At 48.3% G+C, this 16157-nt stretch carries 9 protein-coding genes; 6 read left to right on the top strand and 3 right to left on the bottom strand.

Going from position 1 to position 16157, the window contains the following annotated elements; all coding sequences use genetic code 11:
• Window positions 1-7: 7 nt before the first annotated feature.
• Window positions 8-3190, bottom strand: a complete 3183-nt coding sequence (locus BLS44_RS21000; protein WP_090392210.1) for a SusC/RagA family TonB-linked outer membrane protein — start codon at window positions 3188-3190, stop codon at window positions 8-10.
• A gap of 496 nt (window positions 3191-3686) precedes the next feature.
• Between BLS44_RS21000 and BLS44_RS20995 the strand changes: the two genes are divergently transcribed.
• The 5 genes from BLS44_RS20995 (at window position 3687) to BLS44_RS20975 (ending at window position 13314) form a co-directional block, all read left to right on the top strand.
• Window positions 3687-4220 carry an RNA polymerase sigma factor gene (locus tag BLS44_RS20995; protein WP_090392209.1) on the top strand — a complete coding sequence of 178 codons (534 nt, stop codon included), beginning with the start codon at window positions 3687-3689 and terminating at the stop codon, window positions 4218-4220.
• A 205-nt stretch (window positions 4221-4425) separates the two neighbouring features.
• Window positions 4426-5526, top strand: coding sequence for a FecR family protein (locus BLS44_RS20990; protein ID WP_090392208.1), 1101 nt, complete (start codon window positions 4426-4428; stop codon window positions 5524-5526).
• Window positions 5527-5709: 183 nt separating this feature from the next.
• Window positions 5710-9054: a SusC/RagA family TonB-linked outer membrane protein gene (locus BLS44_RS20985; protein WP_245729331.1), complete on the top strand. Its 3345-nt coding sequence runs from the start codon at window positions 5710-5712 to the stop codon at window positions 9052-9054.
• Window positions 9055-9090: 36 nt separating this feature from the next.
• Complete coding sequence (locus BLS44_RS20980) at window positions 9091-10644, top strand: SusD/RagB family nutrient-binding outer membrane lipoprotein (RefSeq protein WP_090392206.1); 1554 nt, start codon at window positions 9091-9093, stop codon at window positions 10642-10644.
• 132 nt (window positions 10645-10776) lie between these two features.
• A complete protein-coding gene (locus BLS44_RS20975) occupies window positions 10777-13314 on the top strand; it encodes a phosphocholine-specific phospholipase C (RefSeq protein WP_090392205.1) in 2538 nt (845 codons plus the stop codon).
• A 113-nt stretch (window positions 13315-13427) separates the two neighbouring features.
• Here BLS44_RS20975 and BLS44_RS20970 read toward each other — a convergent pair whose 3' ends face one another.
• Window positions 13428-13787 carry a helix-turn-helix domain-containing protein gene (locus BLS44_RS20970; protein WP_090392204.1) on the bottom strand — a complete coding sequence of 120 codons (360 nt, stop codon included), beginning with the start codon at window positions 13785-13787 and terminating at the stop codon, window positions 13428-13430.
• Entirely contained in the window at window positions 13765-14082 is a 318-nt protein-coding gene (locus tag BLS44_RS20965) for a type II toxin-antitoxin system HigB family toxin (protein ID WP_090392203.1), read from the bottom strand. The genes BLS44_RS20970 and BLS44_RS20965 overlap by 23 nt, the downstream gene beginning before the upstream one ends.
• Window positions 14083-14254: 172 nt before the next feature.
• On the opposite strand from BLS44_RS20965, the gene BLS44_RS20960 reads away from it, so the two are divergent.
• Complete coding sequence (locus tag BLS44_RS20960) at window positions 14255-15829, top strand: N-acyl-D-amino-acid deacylase family protein (protein WP_090392202.1); 1575 nt, start codon at window positions 14255-14257, stop codon at window positions 15827-15829.
• The last annotated feature ends 328 nt before the right edge of the window (window positions 15830-16157 follow it).

The raw sequence follows: 16157 nt of genomic DNA, 5'->3' as shown, positions 1-16157 counted from the left end.
AGGATTCTTAATCAAAGGAGATACGCACACCAATATTAAATACTCTTTGTACCGGGTAGTTAAAGCCATTACCCGCCTGCTCTACATCCCAGAGCTTGAATTTGGAAAAGCTAAGCAGGTTGGATCCGTTTATATAGACCCGGCAGGAGTTGCTGCGGATCCTTCTTATAAGCGCCTGTGGCAGGGAATAACCGATCTCAGCCTGTTTGAGCCGCAGGAAGGCCCCATCCCGCATAAACCAGGTATTGCGTTGTGCATTATTTGCCACTACTGTGGAGCTAAGCCGGGGCCAGAGCGCATATACATTCTGGTTAGCCTCGGACCAGTGGTCATCTGCGTAAGCCTGCAGCATGGCCCCCTCATCCACAAAGGGCAGGGTAGATCCTTTATTCGTGCTCGAATTATAGCGGGTAACATTTAACCAGAAAGATTCCTGCGCCAATCCCTGGAAAAATGCGGAAAAATCAAAGGCTTTATATCCCAGCGAAAAACCGAAGCCATACACGATCTGGGGACTTGTGGGGTAACCGATAGGAACCAGGTCGGCCTCGGTGATCTCACCATCCCGGTTTACGTCCAGGTATTTGATATCGCCGCCGCCATAATCGTTTCCAAAGCGCTGTATGGGTGCGTTGCGGGCCTCTTCATCATCTACAAACAGGCGCTCTGCAATATAGCCCCATTGCTGGCTCAACGAATAGCCCACATGTGATCTCCAGGGCTCCACATAGTCCGGCTCTTCATAGGCCAGGAACCGGCTCTTTGCATAGGTGAAATTTGCCCTCCCGGAAGCCCAGAAATCCTTGCCGAAATGATCCGAATAATCCAGGGACAGATCAACACCACTGCTTTTGGCACGGCCAACATTGGCCCTGATATCATCAGACAGCCCCATCGTGGTGAACTCCGGCCGGGTCATCAGGATATTATGACGGTCGTTGGTATAATATTCCCCGATAAAATTCAGCTTGTCAAACAGGCCCAGTTCCAGCGCCAGGTTCATCTGGTAAGATTTTTCCCAGGTAATATTGGCATTGGAATACCTGGTTACAAGGTACCCGGGCTTGCTATAGATATTATTTTCGCCAAAAACGGCGCCCCGTGTTGTTTCATTCGGCTTTGTTTCCGACAGGTAAAAAAAGCGATCGCCCGCATCCCCGATAGCGTCATTTCCTACAAGGCCATAAGTACCTCTCAGCTTCAGGTTACTGATCACCTTATTGAACCGCTCCATGAACTTCTCACTGGAAACCTGCCAGCCGGCCCCTATGGAGGGGAAGAAACCAAACCGCTTATCCTCGTAAAACCGTTCGGTACCGTTATAGCCGAAATCGAACTCGAGCAGGTATTTATTATCATAATTATAGGTCGTACGCCCGGAAAGGCTCAGGTTCCTGTACGGCAATGATTTCTGGAGAGACCCCTGTATATCGTCATTGCCATCTACTTTATGGCGCATTGTATAGATCAGCATCTGGCCAAAATTATGTTTTGAACCAAAGCTGCGGTTATAGTTCAGTGCAGATTCCATATAAAAAGAAGCCGATAGCTGCCGGTCGCCGGGCACATAGTTCAAATACTCGGTTCCTCCTTCCGGGTTGATATTCCGGAGCCCATATTTATCTGTTGCCCGGTTATAGCTGGATACCTCATACCAGAAAGGAATGAACTGGCGGGTAGTGCTGAAGTTGGAGGTGCGGTTCACATTGGCCATGACCCTGAAATTCAGCCCGCGGGCCAAAAAGTTCAGGTTCTGTTTTACTTCCATTTGCGCCGACATAAAGGACCTCGACTCATCCTTATATCCTTTTACCATTTCCGCATAAGGGTTCATCATCACTACATTGGGCTGCAGCTCAACATTTCCGAACAATGTATGTTTCAGGTAGGATAATTCCGGCGGGGTTGGATAATAGCCAGGGAAACGCACGGGGTTGGAATGCATCACCTTTTCATACATTGCTGATCCGCCCTGCAAAGGACCATTGTAGTCGTCAAAATTCCCGGCAAGGTTCACCTTGATCAGGGTCGTCTTTGTCAGGTCAATATCCACATTAGAACGGAGGGTATAGCTTTTCAGGTTAATATTGTTATTAAAATTATTCAGTTTATCCACCTTCAGAATACCGTTATCCTGGGTAAACGATGTTGAAACGAAATACCGGGCCACCGTACCGCCCCCGCTTACGTTGAGGTTGGCCCGCTGGTTGATGGTTTGCTTTTTAAACAGGGCATTCAGCCAGTCATTGGCAGGATAGACATAAGGGTTGGCCCCGGCAGCCGTATTGGCAATTTTTTCTTCAGGGTAGATCGTATTATCGCCAATGGGCGTGCGGGTATAAACCGCCTCATTATACAGCTTCATATAATCCACGGGGTTCACAAACTTCAGGTTTTGCGTGGGCTGCGAAATAGAGGTTTCATAGTTACCGGCAATCTTTGCCGCGCCGGTTTTACCCCGCTTGGTACTTACAAGTATCACCCCGTTTGCCCCCCTGGCACCGTACAGCGAAGTAGAAGCCGCATCCTTCATGATCGAAAAGCTTTCGATGTCATCAGGACGCAGGCGCGCCAGGTCCGTTGTGGTCAGTTCCACCCCGTCAATTAAGATCAGCGGATCCTTTTTATACCCGAATGTGGTTACCCCCCGTATAAAAAAGTCGGCATTGTCCTGCCCCGGCTCCCCCGTACGCTGGTAGGCAATAAGACCGGCCACTCTTCCGGCCAGGGCCGTGGTAAGATTGCTGGTGGGTACTTTCTGAAGATCTTCTACTGACACAGAGGTTACAGAGCCCACTAATTCTCTTTTCTTTTGAGTGCCATATGCCACCACTACCACCTCATCCTGGCTGGCGCCTTTTGAATACAGCGTTACATTGATCACTTTGGAGGTATCGGTAATGCTCCGTTCTTCTTCCCGGAAGCCCACAAATGAGTACACCAGTGTGGTTCCCGGTGATACCTCAAAGATATACTGGCCGTCCACATTGGTCATTGTTCCGGATGAAGCATTGGTCTTGATGCCTACCGACACCCCGTTTAAAGGCGCCCCGGCAGAATCGGTAACCAGACCGGTGATCTGGATCTTTTTCCGGCCCGGTTCCACCTGTGCATTCCCTGTAAAAGATATTAAAAGACCTACGGCAAAAAATAAGAACGTTGCAATTTTTCGGTTTCGGTGATGACACATATTAAATCTTTGATATTTTGAATAGCCATTAAACAAATCAATACTATATGCGGCGGTCTGATCACTGCCAACATAATACCGTTGTATTACCAGGGTACCTGCCCCTGCAACCGGTGATCTCTAATCAGGATGATGCAAGCTTATCGTTGGTTTTTTACAAAAACAAGGCAATCTTCCCAAATAAATTTTGTTATTATTATGCTAATAATAACCTAAGGTAAGCCCCCGGTTTTTAATCCGTTCCCCCTGCTCCGAAAATTTTTACGAAAACGTTTTAAGCAAACGTTTGCACAAATAAAAAGACTTTCCTACCTGTTTTATGCAACCGATTGTTCTATATAAATGTACAGGCAGGTACTCCGGTACAGGGTCTCCTGCTTTTATGGGTCTGCATACAAGGAGTTCCAGGATTATATAACCATTTCATTATCACATAATTAATAATAACTTAAAAGCATCATCGCTCTTGTATCAATTATTCGCGTAAGTTTGATTTATGCTTCTGATCGATTCCTGGTATACTGAGTTTAGGGCCAAGCTGCAGGCAATTGCCTGTCATTTGGGATATACGGTACAGGAAGCCGAAGACATTGTGCACCAGTTTTTCCTGGATCTGCTGCAAAAGGATATACCCGGTGTCATTCAAAACCCCGAAGCCTGGCTGGTAACCGCCTTTAAACGAAGGCTTATCGATCTGCACCGGAGCCAGCAGCGCAAGGGCCATTACAGGGAGATCGAATCCTTCCATTTACCCTCTGCTCAGGAGATCATTGAGAAACTGGAAACCGACACCGCCCTCATCAATCATATTGCAGCAGCTTATAAAAAATTACCGGCCCGGTTCCGGCGGGTGATCTATATGAAATATTACCAGGGTCACTCCACCGAAAAAATTGTTGCCCTGACCGGCCTCACACACCAAACGGTTTATAATAACCTTTCAAAAGGGATCCAGCATTTAAGACAGCATCTTAAAAAAGATACCGTGCTGGAGCGGCTGGTCAATTTCATGCTCTGCCTGCTTCCATAAGGCCTGTTTAAAAACAGGTCCCTGTAAAAGACAATGAAAAATTGCTTCCCGCACATCCGTGGATGCCGATAGCCCCACAGGGGGTTATAACCGGCGGAGCTTCATCAGGAAAATTGCATTTATGAGAAGTAGCTAAAAAAAAGTTAAAAAAAGCAGTTAGATTTTGCACATACCGGCGTCTTTAATAGAAACCGGCCTTACGAACATGCTATATACAGTAGAAGAACTGGTCATCGACGATTCCTTTATTGCTTTTTGTACGCGAGGCAATCCCCGCGACATTGCGTACTGGGATGACTACCTGTTGAAACACCCGGAAGCACTGATCACCATTGAAGAGGCCCGCAGACTGGTACTGGGACTCAGATACATGCTGCAAAAAAAGCAAAATGAACTATCTGCTACCGACGATTCGGCCGAACATGCGCTGTATGTGGCTCCCGACGAAACGACCCGGTCTCTTAACGAAGAACCGGTATCCCTGCGGCGCAGCAACTGGAAGAAATGGACTGCCGTTGCAGCCTGCCTCCTGCTTTTGGTTACCGCGGGCATCTACCTCACCGGCAAGATCCGGAAACCCGCCTATGCGCCCTCACTGACGGCTAAAACCACAACCGGCTCCGGAGAAACGGCACAGTCGCAGCCCGGAGAGCGCAAAACCATTCTGCTGCCGGATAGCACAAAAGTGTTGCTGAACGCAGGATCCAGGCTGTTGGTTTCACCCTCCTTCGGAGAACAAAACCGGAATGTATACCTGACCGGGGAAGCCCTGTTTGATGTAGCACATAATAAAGCGCTTCCTTTTATTGTTCATGTTGCGCAATATAAGATCAGGGCCGTTGGCACGCGGTTTAACGTGAAGGCTTATACCAACGACCGGTACAGCGAAACCTCATTACTGGAAGGCAAAGTGCAGATCCTGTTACCCCGGGGTAATGACGATATCGTTTATAAAACCTTACAGGTAAACCAGAAGTTTGTAATGAACCGGCCGGATAGCCTGACGCCGAAGATTGCAGCAAGGCCCGAAGTAATGCCACTATCCTACCACGATTCCAACCAGAACATTGAAACGGCCTGGGTGAGCAACCTCCTGATTTTTGAAAACCAGCCGTTATCAGAAATCCGGAACATCCTGGAGCGGGAATATAATGTGACCATTACCATTAGTAACAACGATGTAGCGCATTACCGTTATACGGCTACGTTTCAGCACGAAGCCATTGACGAAGTGTTAAAAGCTTTACAGCTTTCGTATTCTTTTTCTTATAAAAAAGACGGAAATCAAATCACCATAGATAAATAAGATCCATGCAACATTAAAATCAGGCCAGCAAAAAAGGGAGAAACGGATTGCAGCCATTTCCCCCCAAGGAAAATGGAAGGAACAAGACCTTCCACTTGTTTAATAATAAACTAAAATAAAAGTATGAAAAAATGTGCTTATCCGAATGAGTGGCCCCGGCGGCTGCTTAAAAAACTGTTGTTTATGAAATTATGTCTTGCCTTAATACTGGCAACAGCATCACAGGTTGCAGCTCATACAGGCTACAGCCAGGGGTCCGTTTCGTTGCAGCTGGAGAATGCCCGGCTGTCTACTATTTTAAAAACCATACAAAAAAGGACGGATTACCGGTTTGTATTCAGCAATAAACTGGTAGATGAAACCGGCATGGTCAATATCAAAGTGCAAAATACGCCGGTTCTGTCACTACTACCAACAATCCTCAATGGAACCGGGCTTGAGTACCAGCAAATGAGCGACAATCTGATCGTGATCCGCGAAAAAGTGGCTATTAAAAAGAACATCCTGGTAAAAGGTGTGGTGACCAACTCAAAAGGCGAACCGGTTGCCGGCGCTACGGTATCCTCCAATAAAGGCAAGGCCACCATTACCAACGATAAAGGCGCTTACAGCATTGAGGTAGACGAGTTTGATGAGCTTACCTTCAGCTATGTGGGTTATGGCACCCAGGTAATAAAAGTAAACGGGCAGCAAACCCTCAATGTGGTTTTTGAGGAAGCCAACCGCGCCCTGGAAGAAGTAGTGGTAACCGCGCTGGGTATTACGCGTGAGGCAAAAGCCCTGGGTTATGCAGTACAAAAAGTAAACGGCAACCAGATCCAAACGGTAAAAGGAGTAGATGCCGCCACTTCCCTCACCGGTAAAATTTCGGGTTTAGTTATAAAAAATTCCACCGAATTTAATGCGAGCCCTACCATTGAGCTGCGCGGGGAAACACCGTTACTGGTAATTGACGGGGTTCCCTATAATAACATGACGCTGCGTGATATCCCCTCAGATAATATTGATGACATCAGTGTGCTGAAAGGGGCTACCGCAACTGCCTTATATGGTTCCAGGGGTCAGGGAGGGGCTATTATGATCACGACCAAAAAAGGAAAAGGTGGCGGCCTGTCTGTTGATATTAACAGTAATACCATGGTTGCATCCGGCTTCCTGGCCATACCCAAAATACAAACTTCTTACGGCCATGGCCTCGACGGAAAGATCGCCACTGACTATGTATGGGGACCTAAATTAGATATCGGGGACAGCGCGGTGCAATGGAATCCCGTTACCAAACGGGAAGAGATGATGCCCCTGGTATCCAGCGGAAAAAACAATCTGAGGAACTTTTTGCAAACCGGCCTCATCACCAATAACAACATCACCGTTACCCAGAACGGGGAAAACGGGTTTTTCAGGGCCGGCGTCAACCATATTTATAACAAAGGCCAGTTCCCCAACGAAAAGCTGAACATCGTCAACTATACGATGAGCGGGGCTTTGAAAATAGGGAAGAAATTCAGTGTGGAAAGCAGCATGGGCTACACCTGGGAGCAATCGCCCCAGATCTGGGGCCAGGGATATGGTGCGCAGGGATATATTTACCAGTTGCAGATGTGGACCGGGCCAGATTATGATGTGCGCCAGTACCGGGACTATTGGGTAACGCCCAATCTCAAACAAAACTGGTTATACACCGAATGGTATGATAACCCCTACATGATCGCCTATGAAAAGTTAGACGGTATTCAAAAAAACAAGCTCAATGCCAGCCTTACCGCCAATTATAAGTTCACCAACAATCTGAAGCTGATGTTCCGTACCGGGTATGATTTTTATAAAAATGAAGAAACGGTACAAAGCCCGGCCGGGATCTACTCTACCCGCGGAGGATCAAGTCCTACTATCGGATCAACAGGTATTAAATCTACTTTTAGCTGGAATTACGGGGGAAAAGGCATGTTTGGTATGAACCAGATGTGGGGCTTCAGCACCAACAATGACCTGATATTAACCTATGATAAAAAGATCGGCAATTTTGACATTAACCTGCTGGGTGGAGGAAGTATTGTTTACAATATTGACAGGGAGCAGGGTGCGCAAACCGTTAACGGCCTGGCCATCCCGGGATGGTATTCTCTGGCCAATGCGGTGGCGTCAACAGCTGTGGGTGTAGACAAAATAAAATCCACCTATGGCACCTGGCGCAAACAAATGAACAGCCTGTACGGCAAGGCTTCTATCAGCTGGAACCGGATCGCCTATTTAGATATTACCGGTCGTAACGACTGGGCTTCTACCCAGCCTGCTGCACAGCAATCGTTCTTTTATCCTTCTTTAGCAGGAAGTGTCATCCTTTCCCAATTTATCAAAATGCCACAGGCCGTAGATATGTGGAAAGTGCGGGGCGCCTGGACACAGGCCAAAACACCGGCGGGCATATACGATTACAACCGCAATTATAATCCCTCCACCTCATGGGGTATGCCCAGCACCAGCTACCCCTCCACGATCTTAAGTACATCCCTGTTTGCATCGGCAACAAAGACCTGGGAAGTGGGTACGGAGGCTTATTTCCTGAAGGGCCGCCTGCATGTGGATCTGGCCTATTTCAACAAATATTATTACCAGCAACAATACAAGCCCAAGATCTCCCAGGCCTCGGGTTCTGATGAAGTCCTGCTTAACATCGAAGAAACCTATGTAAGAAAAGGAATTGAAGTAACGGTAGACGGCGCTGTGATCAAACGTAAAAATTTTGAATGGCACTCCCTGGTCAACTATTCGTTCAATCACAATTATTATCGGGACCTGGACCCGGTTTACACGCCCGATAAACTCTGGATCAAAAAAGGAGCACGGAAAGATGTATACGTTTCCCAGCCCCTGTTAAGAGACCCCCAGGGCAACCTTATCCTTGTAGGCGGGTTGGTAGCTTCGAGCCCCTATGAAGCAAATATGGGCTATACCGACCCCAAATTCTCGTTCGGCTTTGTGAACAACTTTGCCATTAATAATTTTATTGTGGGCATCAGCATCGACGGGCGCATCGGCGGCATCATGTATGATTATATCTGGAACAAGATGTTTGACAGCGGTACCAACCCCGAAACGGATACCAAATGGCGCTACGACCAGGTAGTGAACGGGCTTACCAACTATGTGGGCGAGGGCGTGAAACTTGTTTCCGGAGAGGCCACTTACGATAAATACGGGCGCATTCTTACCGATACCCGCAAATTTGAAAAGAATGATGTAGCAGTGGGGTATCAGGCTTTTATGCAGGAACTGAATAATACGGACAGTTATGAGCATGGATTAAAAAGCCAGTCCTTTGTTAAGCTAAGGGAAATTTCTGTAGGCTACAAGATCCCTTCCAGGCTGTATAGCAAATCCGGTATTAAAAATGCTTCCGTGTCTTTAACCGCACAGAATGTATTCCTGTGGACAAAATTCACATTCTCTGATCCGGACCTTGGCAATGAAAACTTAAATGCTCCTTCACAGCGGATGCTGGGTCTGAACATTAAGCTGGGATTATAAAGCGAATGCGATTGTATGACTTTTAAAATTACACAAATGAAAATTATGCTGAGATATATAATGGCCATGCCCGTCATCGCCATGCTGTGGGCATCGTGCACCCAAAAATTTGATGCCATCAATAACAACCCCGACAAATCCACCACATCCACCGCTCCCTGGCTGGCAACCAATATGCTTACCTCCATTACATCCGATGATATTGCCAGTACAAAGGGGTTTTGCGGACCTTTTATGTTGTCGAAATACGTATTATGGACGGAGCGGCAGGAAGATCTTCAATACAATAAAATAGCCCGGACCAATTTTGGACGGCTGAGCGTGTTGCGCAATATAGCCCCGATGCTTGGTTATGCGGCCAATGAACCTGCCGGTTTAAAGAACTCCTATACAGCGCTGGCGCATTTTATAAGGGCCTGGCAGTTTTACCAGCTCACTATGCAGGTAGGCGATATTCCCTATTCCGATGCGCTTAAAGGCGAAAGCGAGGGCGTCATAAAGCCCAAATACGATAACCAGAAAGCGGTATTTGTTGGCATCCTGAATGAACTGGACAGCGCCAATATGCTGTTTGCTACCGGTACTGATTTTTCCGGCGATTTCATCTATAAAGGGAGCGTGGATAAATGGCGCCGGCTGACCAACAGCTTTGAGCTGCATGTATTGATGCAGCTGTATAAGAAAACCGGCGATGCGGACCTGAACGTGGTAAACCGGTTTAAGGATATTGTGGCCAACCGGCCGCTTATGCGCAATTACGATGATAATTTTGCCGTAACTTATGTCAATTCTGCCGGGTACGCGTATCCCTGGAGCAGCACACCCATTCAGCTTAATTCCTTTTCCGGCCAGTCGATGGTAGGAGGTGCCTTGATCACCCCGCTAAAAGCCTTACAGGACCGGCGGCTGTTCTATTATGCAGAACCTGCCCCGGCAAAGATCACCGGGGGCAAGTTAGCTTCCGACTGGGATGCCTATGTAAGTATAGAGGCCTCCGACCTGTTTGCCAGCACCACATCGTCAAGAAATGATGGAAATTTCTGTGAGTTCAACAAACGCTATAAGGACCTGTTCAATGCTGAACCCGTAGGGCTTTTAAATTACTGGGATATCCAGTTCATTTTGGCAGAAGCCACTGTAAGAGGCTGGATCACCGGATCCAGTGCACAATCGTACTATGCAGCAGGCATACAAAGCTCTATGAACTTCCTGGCCAATTATACCCCGGCAGCCTACAATCATGGTATGGCAATGGATGGGCCTTATATTGCCGCTTACCCGGCAACGGCCGCTGTAGTGCTCACCGGAAGTTCGGAAAACCAGATCAAACAGATCATTACCCAAAAATACCTGGCAGGTTTTTTACAGGGCTCTGACTATAATGCCTGGTATGAAAACCGGCGTACCGGTTATCCGGCATTTGTGTTAAATTCCAATACCAACCGGAATATTCCCGCTACCAAGTTCCCGGTCCGCTGGCTTTACCCGCAGCTGGAGCTGGATAACAACGGCGCCAATGTTGCCGCGGCCATTCAATCGCAATTTGGTGGTACCGACGATGCCAACCAGGTTATGTGGCTGCTGAAATAAGCACTCCTCTTTCTTAATAAAAAGCTATTTTGCAGGTATGAGTAGTGTAAAAGCTCATACCTTTTTTTGTTCAATGTTTAAGGTTCAATGTTCGTTGCAATGTTGAACTTTAAACTTTAAACTGTTAGAACCATGCCAATTGATTTTTCAAGAAGAGACTTTTTAAAAAAGACCAGCTTACTGGCCGGTGGTGCCGGGGTTTTCTCTGTGCTTCCCGCATCCATTCAAAAAGCCATGGCCATTAACCCGGCCAAGGGCTCCACCTTTGAAGACGCAGAACATATCGTGCTGCTGATGCAGGAAAACCGCTCCTTCGACCATTGTTTTGGCGCCTTAAAAGGGGTACGGGGCTTTAATGATCCACGGGTGCTAAAACTGGCCGATGGTAATCCTGTTTGGCTGCAAACAGACAAAGAAAAGAAGTCCTATCTGCCCTTTCGCCTGGATATGCAGCAAACAAAGATCACCTGGATGGGCGGCCTTCCACATAGCTGGGGCGACCAGGTGGATGCCCGCAACAACGGCCAGTATGATCAATGGCTCATTGCCAAAAGAACCGGTTATAAAGGCTTTGAAGGGCAGCCCATGACCCTGGGCTATTATACCCGTGAAGATATCCCCTTCAACTATGCCCTGGCCGATGCCTTTACGGTTTGCGATCAGCATTTCTGCTCTTCCCTTACCGGCACTACACCCAACCGGCTCTATTTCTGGTCGGGCACGCTCCGCAAGGACGGGCAGGCCACCAACCCTGCACTGGTACGGAACAGCGAATCGGACTACAGTGCGGAAAGCGACTGGAAGACACTTCCGGAGCTGCTGCAGGAGCATAATATTGCCTGGAAAGTGTATCAGAACGAACTGAGCCTTCCCACCGGTCTTGAAGGTGAAGCAGAAGCCTGGCTGAGTAATTTTACGGACAACCCGCTGGAATGGTTTACCCGTTACCGGGTACGCCGCTCCCGCAAGTATGAGCAGTACCTCGTAAACCGGCTGGCAGCTTTGGAAAAAGAACTGCCCGGGCTGGAGCAGAAAGCTATTGAACAGCCGGACGACCAAAAAATAAAACGGGCCCTCAACAGCCTGCGCGAACGCAAAAAGCGCTATGAGGCCGAGCTGGAACGCTGTCGCAGGGAACTGGCAGAACCATTGAGCAGCGATCAGCAGGCGCTGCACGACAAGGCATTTGCCACCAACGACTTTGACCCCGATTATCATGAAACCGAAACCATCGAATACGATGATCATGGTACCAAAAGAAAAATGCAGGTGCCCAAATCGGATGTACTGGCCAATTTCCGGAAAGATGTAAAAGAAGGAAAGCTGCCTGCCGTTTCCTGGCTGGTAGCGCCCCAGTATTTTTCAGACCACCCTTCCGCGCCCTGGTTCGGCGCCTGGTATGTTTCCGAAGTGCTGGATATTCTCACACACAACGAAGAAGTATGGAAAAAAACCGTTTTCATTCTCACTTATGATGAGAACGACGGGTATTTTGATCATGTGCCCCCTTTTACCGCACCAGACTTCCGGAACCCGGCCACGGGCGCCGTATCTTCCGGCATTACCAATATAGATAAGGAATTTGTGACCCTCGACGATGAGATCCGTCAGAAAGGCGTAAGCAAGACCAACGCCAGGGAGGGCTCCATCGGCCTGGGGTACCGGGTGCCCTTTGTAGTAGCCAGCCCCTGGTCGCGCGGGGGATACGTCAATTCCCAGGTGTTTGATCACACTTCGGTTGTCCAGTTCATTGAAAAATTCGCCTCCCGCAAAACCGGTAAAAAATTAGCACTTCCGCATCTTTCCGAATGGCGCCGGGCCGTGTGCGGTGATCTTTCCTCTGTGTTCCGCCCTTATAACGGCGAAACCGTAAAACAGCCGGAGTTCCTGAAACGGGATGCTTTCCTCCAGCGTATTGATGAAGCCCGGTACCGCCCCATACCGGAGGGAGTGCCGCCCCTGCAGTCAGCAGCCATCCGTGCCATCCGTTCCGATTTCAAAAAGACCAGGAATTATTTCATACAGGAAAAAGGGGCAAAGCCGTCCAGCGCGCTCCCTTATGAATTATATGCCGATGCACATGTAGATGCCAGCCATCAGCATATTGAGCTGGTGCTGAAGGCCGGTACTGCTATTTTTAAGGAGCGGTCCATGGGCAGCCCCTTCTCCTTATATGCCTACCTGCCTTATAATGATACCAATGGCCAGCCCATTGTCAACCGTAACTGGTCGTTTGCAGTGGCCGCCGGTGAAACCCTGACATATCCCATTCCGCTGAGCGGGTTTGCGGGGAAAGACTACCACCTGGCACTCTTTGGCCCCAATGGTTTTTACCGGGAGCTAAAGGGGCATACAACCGGGGCCCGCATCACTGTTGAATGCAGGTATACTGTCACCCGCGGAAAACAATACGGGCAGGTGCAGCTCTTGCTTCAGAACCATTCGGAACAGTCACAGCCCATCATCGTTAAGGATAACAGCTACGGGCAGCGGAACCTGTTGCGCACCCTGGCTCCCGGAGCCTCCCAGCGCCTCATCCTTTTGCTCGATAAGAATTTTGGGTGGTATGATTTTTCTGTATTATTGCGCAATGATGAGCAGTTTGAACGGCGGTTTGCCGGGAGAGTAGAAACCGGGAAGGAATCATTCAGTGACCCGCTGCTTTTGTGATGGAGGGATGCCACTGAAGCACAGAAACACTGATCTATTAGGCCTTTTGAGCCGTCAGGCATCACGGTGTATAAAAATATTTCGGTGCCGCCCGGCAATGGCTTTGCCTTAGTTTAATATGCCTGAATGAGTACGCTGGCTGGAATTTGCAGCTTTTCATTCAGTTTCCGGATCATTGATAAACTCAGTTTCCTTTTTCCTGAAAGGATCTCCGATTTCCGGGAGCGATATCCAAGAATCCCGGACAGTTCTGCTTCAGACATATTCATTTGCTCCAGCCTGAATTTAATTGCCTCAAGAGGATTAGGTGACGGAACAGCAAAATGTTCACTTTCGTATTCCTTAATCAACACTGAAAGTACCTCCAGTTCATCAGAATCTGCAGAATCGGGCTTCAGATCCTTTTGCATCAACCTATAAGCCCTGCCAAGTGCACTATCATACTGTTGCTCATTTTTTATCGGCTTTAACATAACCTACTTTTTTTGCATCAATTTTATCATATTGCTTATGCGTACCAAACCAGACTACAAATACTATTTTCAGCCGGTACTCAATATCCACCAATAACCGGTAAGCGTTTCCGTGAATATTAAAAACCACTCTTTTATCATTCAGCACTGACGCACTGCGATATTGCGCCTTCAATTCGTTGGGGTTGTTCCAATTTGCGGCGCTTGCCTCCTTATACCACGATAATAAGGCCTGCTCCGCCTGAACAAACCCGGCACAATAGTCTCTTAACGTCCTTACCGCAATAACGCGCATTTACAAATATACGAAAAACGTTACCAAATTGGTTACATAGCAACCTGCTTTCATTTTAGCCTCCCTACGCACCATTCCGGATCTTCGAAATGGTTTGCCACTGAAACAACACATGAAACTCAGCGCTTCAGCGGCTCTGTGGCATTCATCCTTTTTTTGTAACTTACCTCCTATGTTTAACAAACTACCACTGCTGGCAGTCTGCTTATTGGCTGCACTACAGGCATGGGCGCAGCCCTCCTGCGATGTGCTGATCCGGAATGGAAGGATCATCAACGGAACCGGCAACAACTGGTTTTATGGTGATATTGCCGTTGCAAACGGAAGGATCCTGGCTATTGGCAAAAACCTGTCTTATAACAGTTCCACCATTATTAATGCCGGTGGTCTTATAGTAGCTCCCGGGTTTATTGATGTACATACCCATATTGAAGGGGATGAAGATAAGGACCCGCTGGCACAGAGTTTTATCTACGACGGCGTTACCACGGTGGTTGCGGGAAACTGTGGTGCCTCCAACCTAAACATTGGCCGGTACTTTAGCTGGCTCGATTCTTTAAAACTTTCCATCAATGTAGCCTCCCTTATTGGTCATAATGATGTACGGAAGGCTGTTTTGGGCCGGGCCAACCGGGCGCCTTCTGCGGTGGAGCTGAAAAAAATGGAGCAGTTTACCCTGCAGGCGATGAAAGACGGCGCGGCTGGCCTTTCTACCGGTCTTATCTATATTCCCGGTACTTATGCCCAGCCGGATGAAATTATTGCACTGGCCAGGATCGCCGCACAATACAATGGCGTTTATGCCACACATATGCGCAGCGAAGGCAATAACGTAGCCGATGCCATCCGCGAAGCGCTGCAAATCGGGCGGGCAGCAAAGATCCCCGTAGAGATCTCTCACTTCAAGCTCAGCGGGCAGCAAAACTGGGGCCGGAGCAAAGAGACCGTAGCCATGATCGAAACTGCCCGCAGGGAAGGCATTGATGTTACCATTGATCAATACCCTTATACGGCCAGCAGCACCTCCATCAGTACGTTGTTGCCCAGCGATGTACTGGCCGACGGGCAGGACAGCATCCGTGCGCGCCTGCAACGCCCCGACATCCGCAAATATGTTGTTGAAGATATGCTCAAAAGCCTGAAACAACGGAAACTAAAGCACTTCAGCTATGCAGTAGTAGCTTACTATAAGCCGGATACCAGCTATAACGGTAAAAGTATTGAACAGATCAACCTGATGAAAGGTCGTAAACACAAAGCACGGGAAGAAGCGCTTACGGTGATTGATCTTATGATGAACGGAGGCGCCGGCGCTGTTTTCCACGGCATGAGCGAAGGAGATGTACAATACATCATGAAATACCCCTTTGATATGTTCGCCAGCGATGCTTCCATCCGCATCATGAACGAGGGAATGCCCCATCCGCGCGGCTATGGTACCAACGCCCGGGTACTGGCCCGCTACGTACGCGAAGAAAAAGTCCTTTCACTGGAAGAAGCCATCCGCCGGATGACCTCCCTGCCGGCTCAAAAATTCCACCTTGCGGACCGCGGCCTGCTCAAGGAAGGCATGGCGGCCGACATTGTGATCTTTGACCCCGAAAAAGTACAGGACCTCGCTACTTTTGAAAAACCCCATGCCTACTCCACCGGGTTTGCCTATGTGCTGGTGAATGGGAAAGTTACCGTGGACCGGGGGCGGCATACGGGGGAAAGAAACGGAAAAACGCTTCGCAACGGCCTGTAATAATAAGCCGGCATCAAAATTATTTCTTTTCTCGGTCAGTGAGGACACTGACCGTGGCGTGGGCCGTGGTTTGTGTCCTCACAAACCACTAGTAATTACGCATTTTAATAAAATTGATTCCGGTTCATTATAAGGCGGCTGTTATAAACCCATCGCACAACACCTAAAAAGAAGAAGCCGTCCCTGTTGTAAGAGACGGCTTCTTTCCTTTAATCCTTTTCTTTATTTTACCGGATAAATTCCTGGTCAAACTGGGACAACCATTCTTTGCCCTCCAGGCCCCATTCCGTTTTTACGGGAACCGGCCATCTATGGAGTTTACTATTTC

It is taken from the genome of Niabella drilacis (assembly GCF_900101395.1).
Taxonomy (GTDB): domain Bacteria; phylum Bacteroidota; class Bacteroidia; order Chitinophagales; family Chitinophagaceae; genus Niabella; species Niabella drilacis.
The sequence above is the reverse complement of the archived record's forward strand: the minus strand, read 5'-3'. Positions and strand labels throughout refer to the sequence as shown.

Excerpts from the sequence above, each read along its gene's own strand:
- BLS44_RS20985 (WP_245729331.1), top strand. The coding sequence starts at position 5,710 with ATGAAATTATGTCTTGCCTTAATACTGGCAACAGCATCACAGGTTGCA.
- BLS44_RS20975 (WP_090392205.1), top strand. The coding sequence starts at position 10,777 with ATGCCAATTGATTTTTCAAGAAGAGACTTTTTAAAAAAGACCAGCTTA.
- BLS44_RS20970 (WP_090392204.1), bottom strand. The coding sequence starts at position 13,787 with ATGTTAAAGCCGATAAAAAATGAGCAACAGTATGATAGTGCACTTGGC.
- BLS44_RS20965 (WP_090392203.1), bottom strand. The coding sequence starts at position 14,082 with ATGCGCGTTATTGCGGTAAGGACGTTAAGAGACTATTGTGCCGGGTTT.
- BLS44_RS21000 (WP_090392210.1), bottom strand. The coding sequence starts at position 3,190 with ATGTGTCATCACCGAAACCGAAAAATTGCAACGTTCTTATTTTTTGCC.
- BLS44_RS20980 (WP_090392206.1), top strand. The coding sequence starts at position 9,091 with ATGAAAATTATGCTGAGATATATAATGGCCATGCCCGTCATCGCCATG.
- BLS44_RS20995 (WP_090392209.1), top strand. The coding sequence starts at position 3,687 with ATGCTTCTGATCGATTCCTGGTATACTGAGTTTAGGGCCAAGCTGCAG.
- BLS44_RS20960 (WP_090392202.1), top strand. The coding sequence starts at position 14,255 with ATGTTTAACAAACTACCACTGCTGGCAGTCTGCTTATTGGCTGCACTA.
- BLS44_RS20990 (WP_090392208.1), top strand. The coding sequence starts at position 4,426 with ATGCTATATACAGTAGAAGAACTGGTCATCGACGATTCCTTTATTGCT.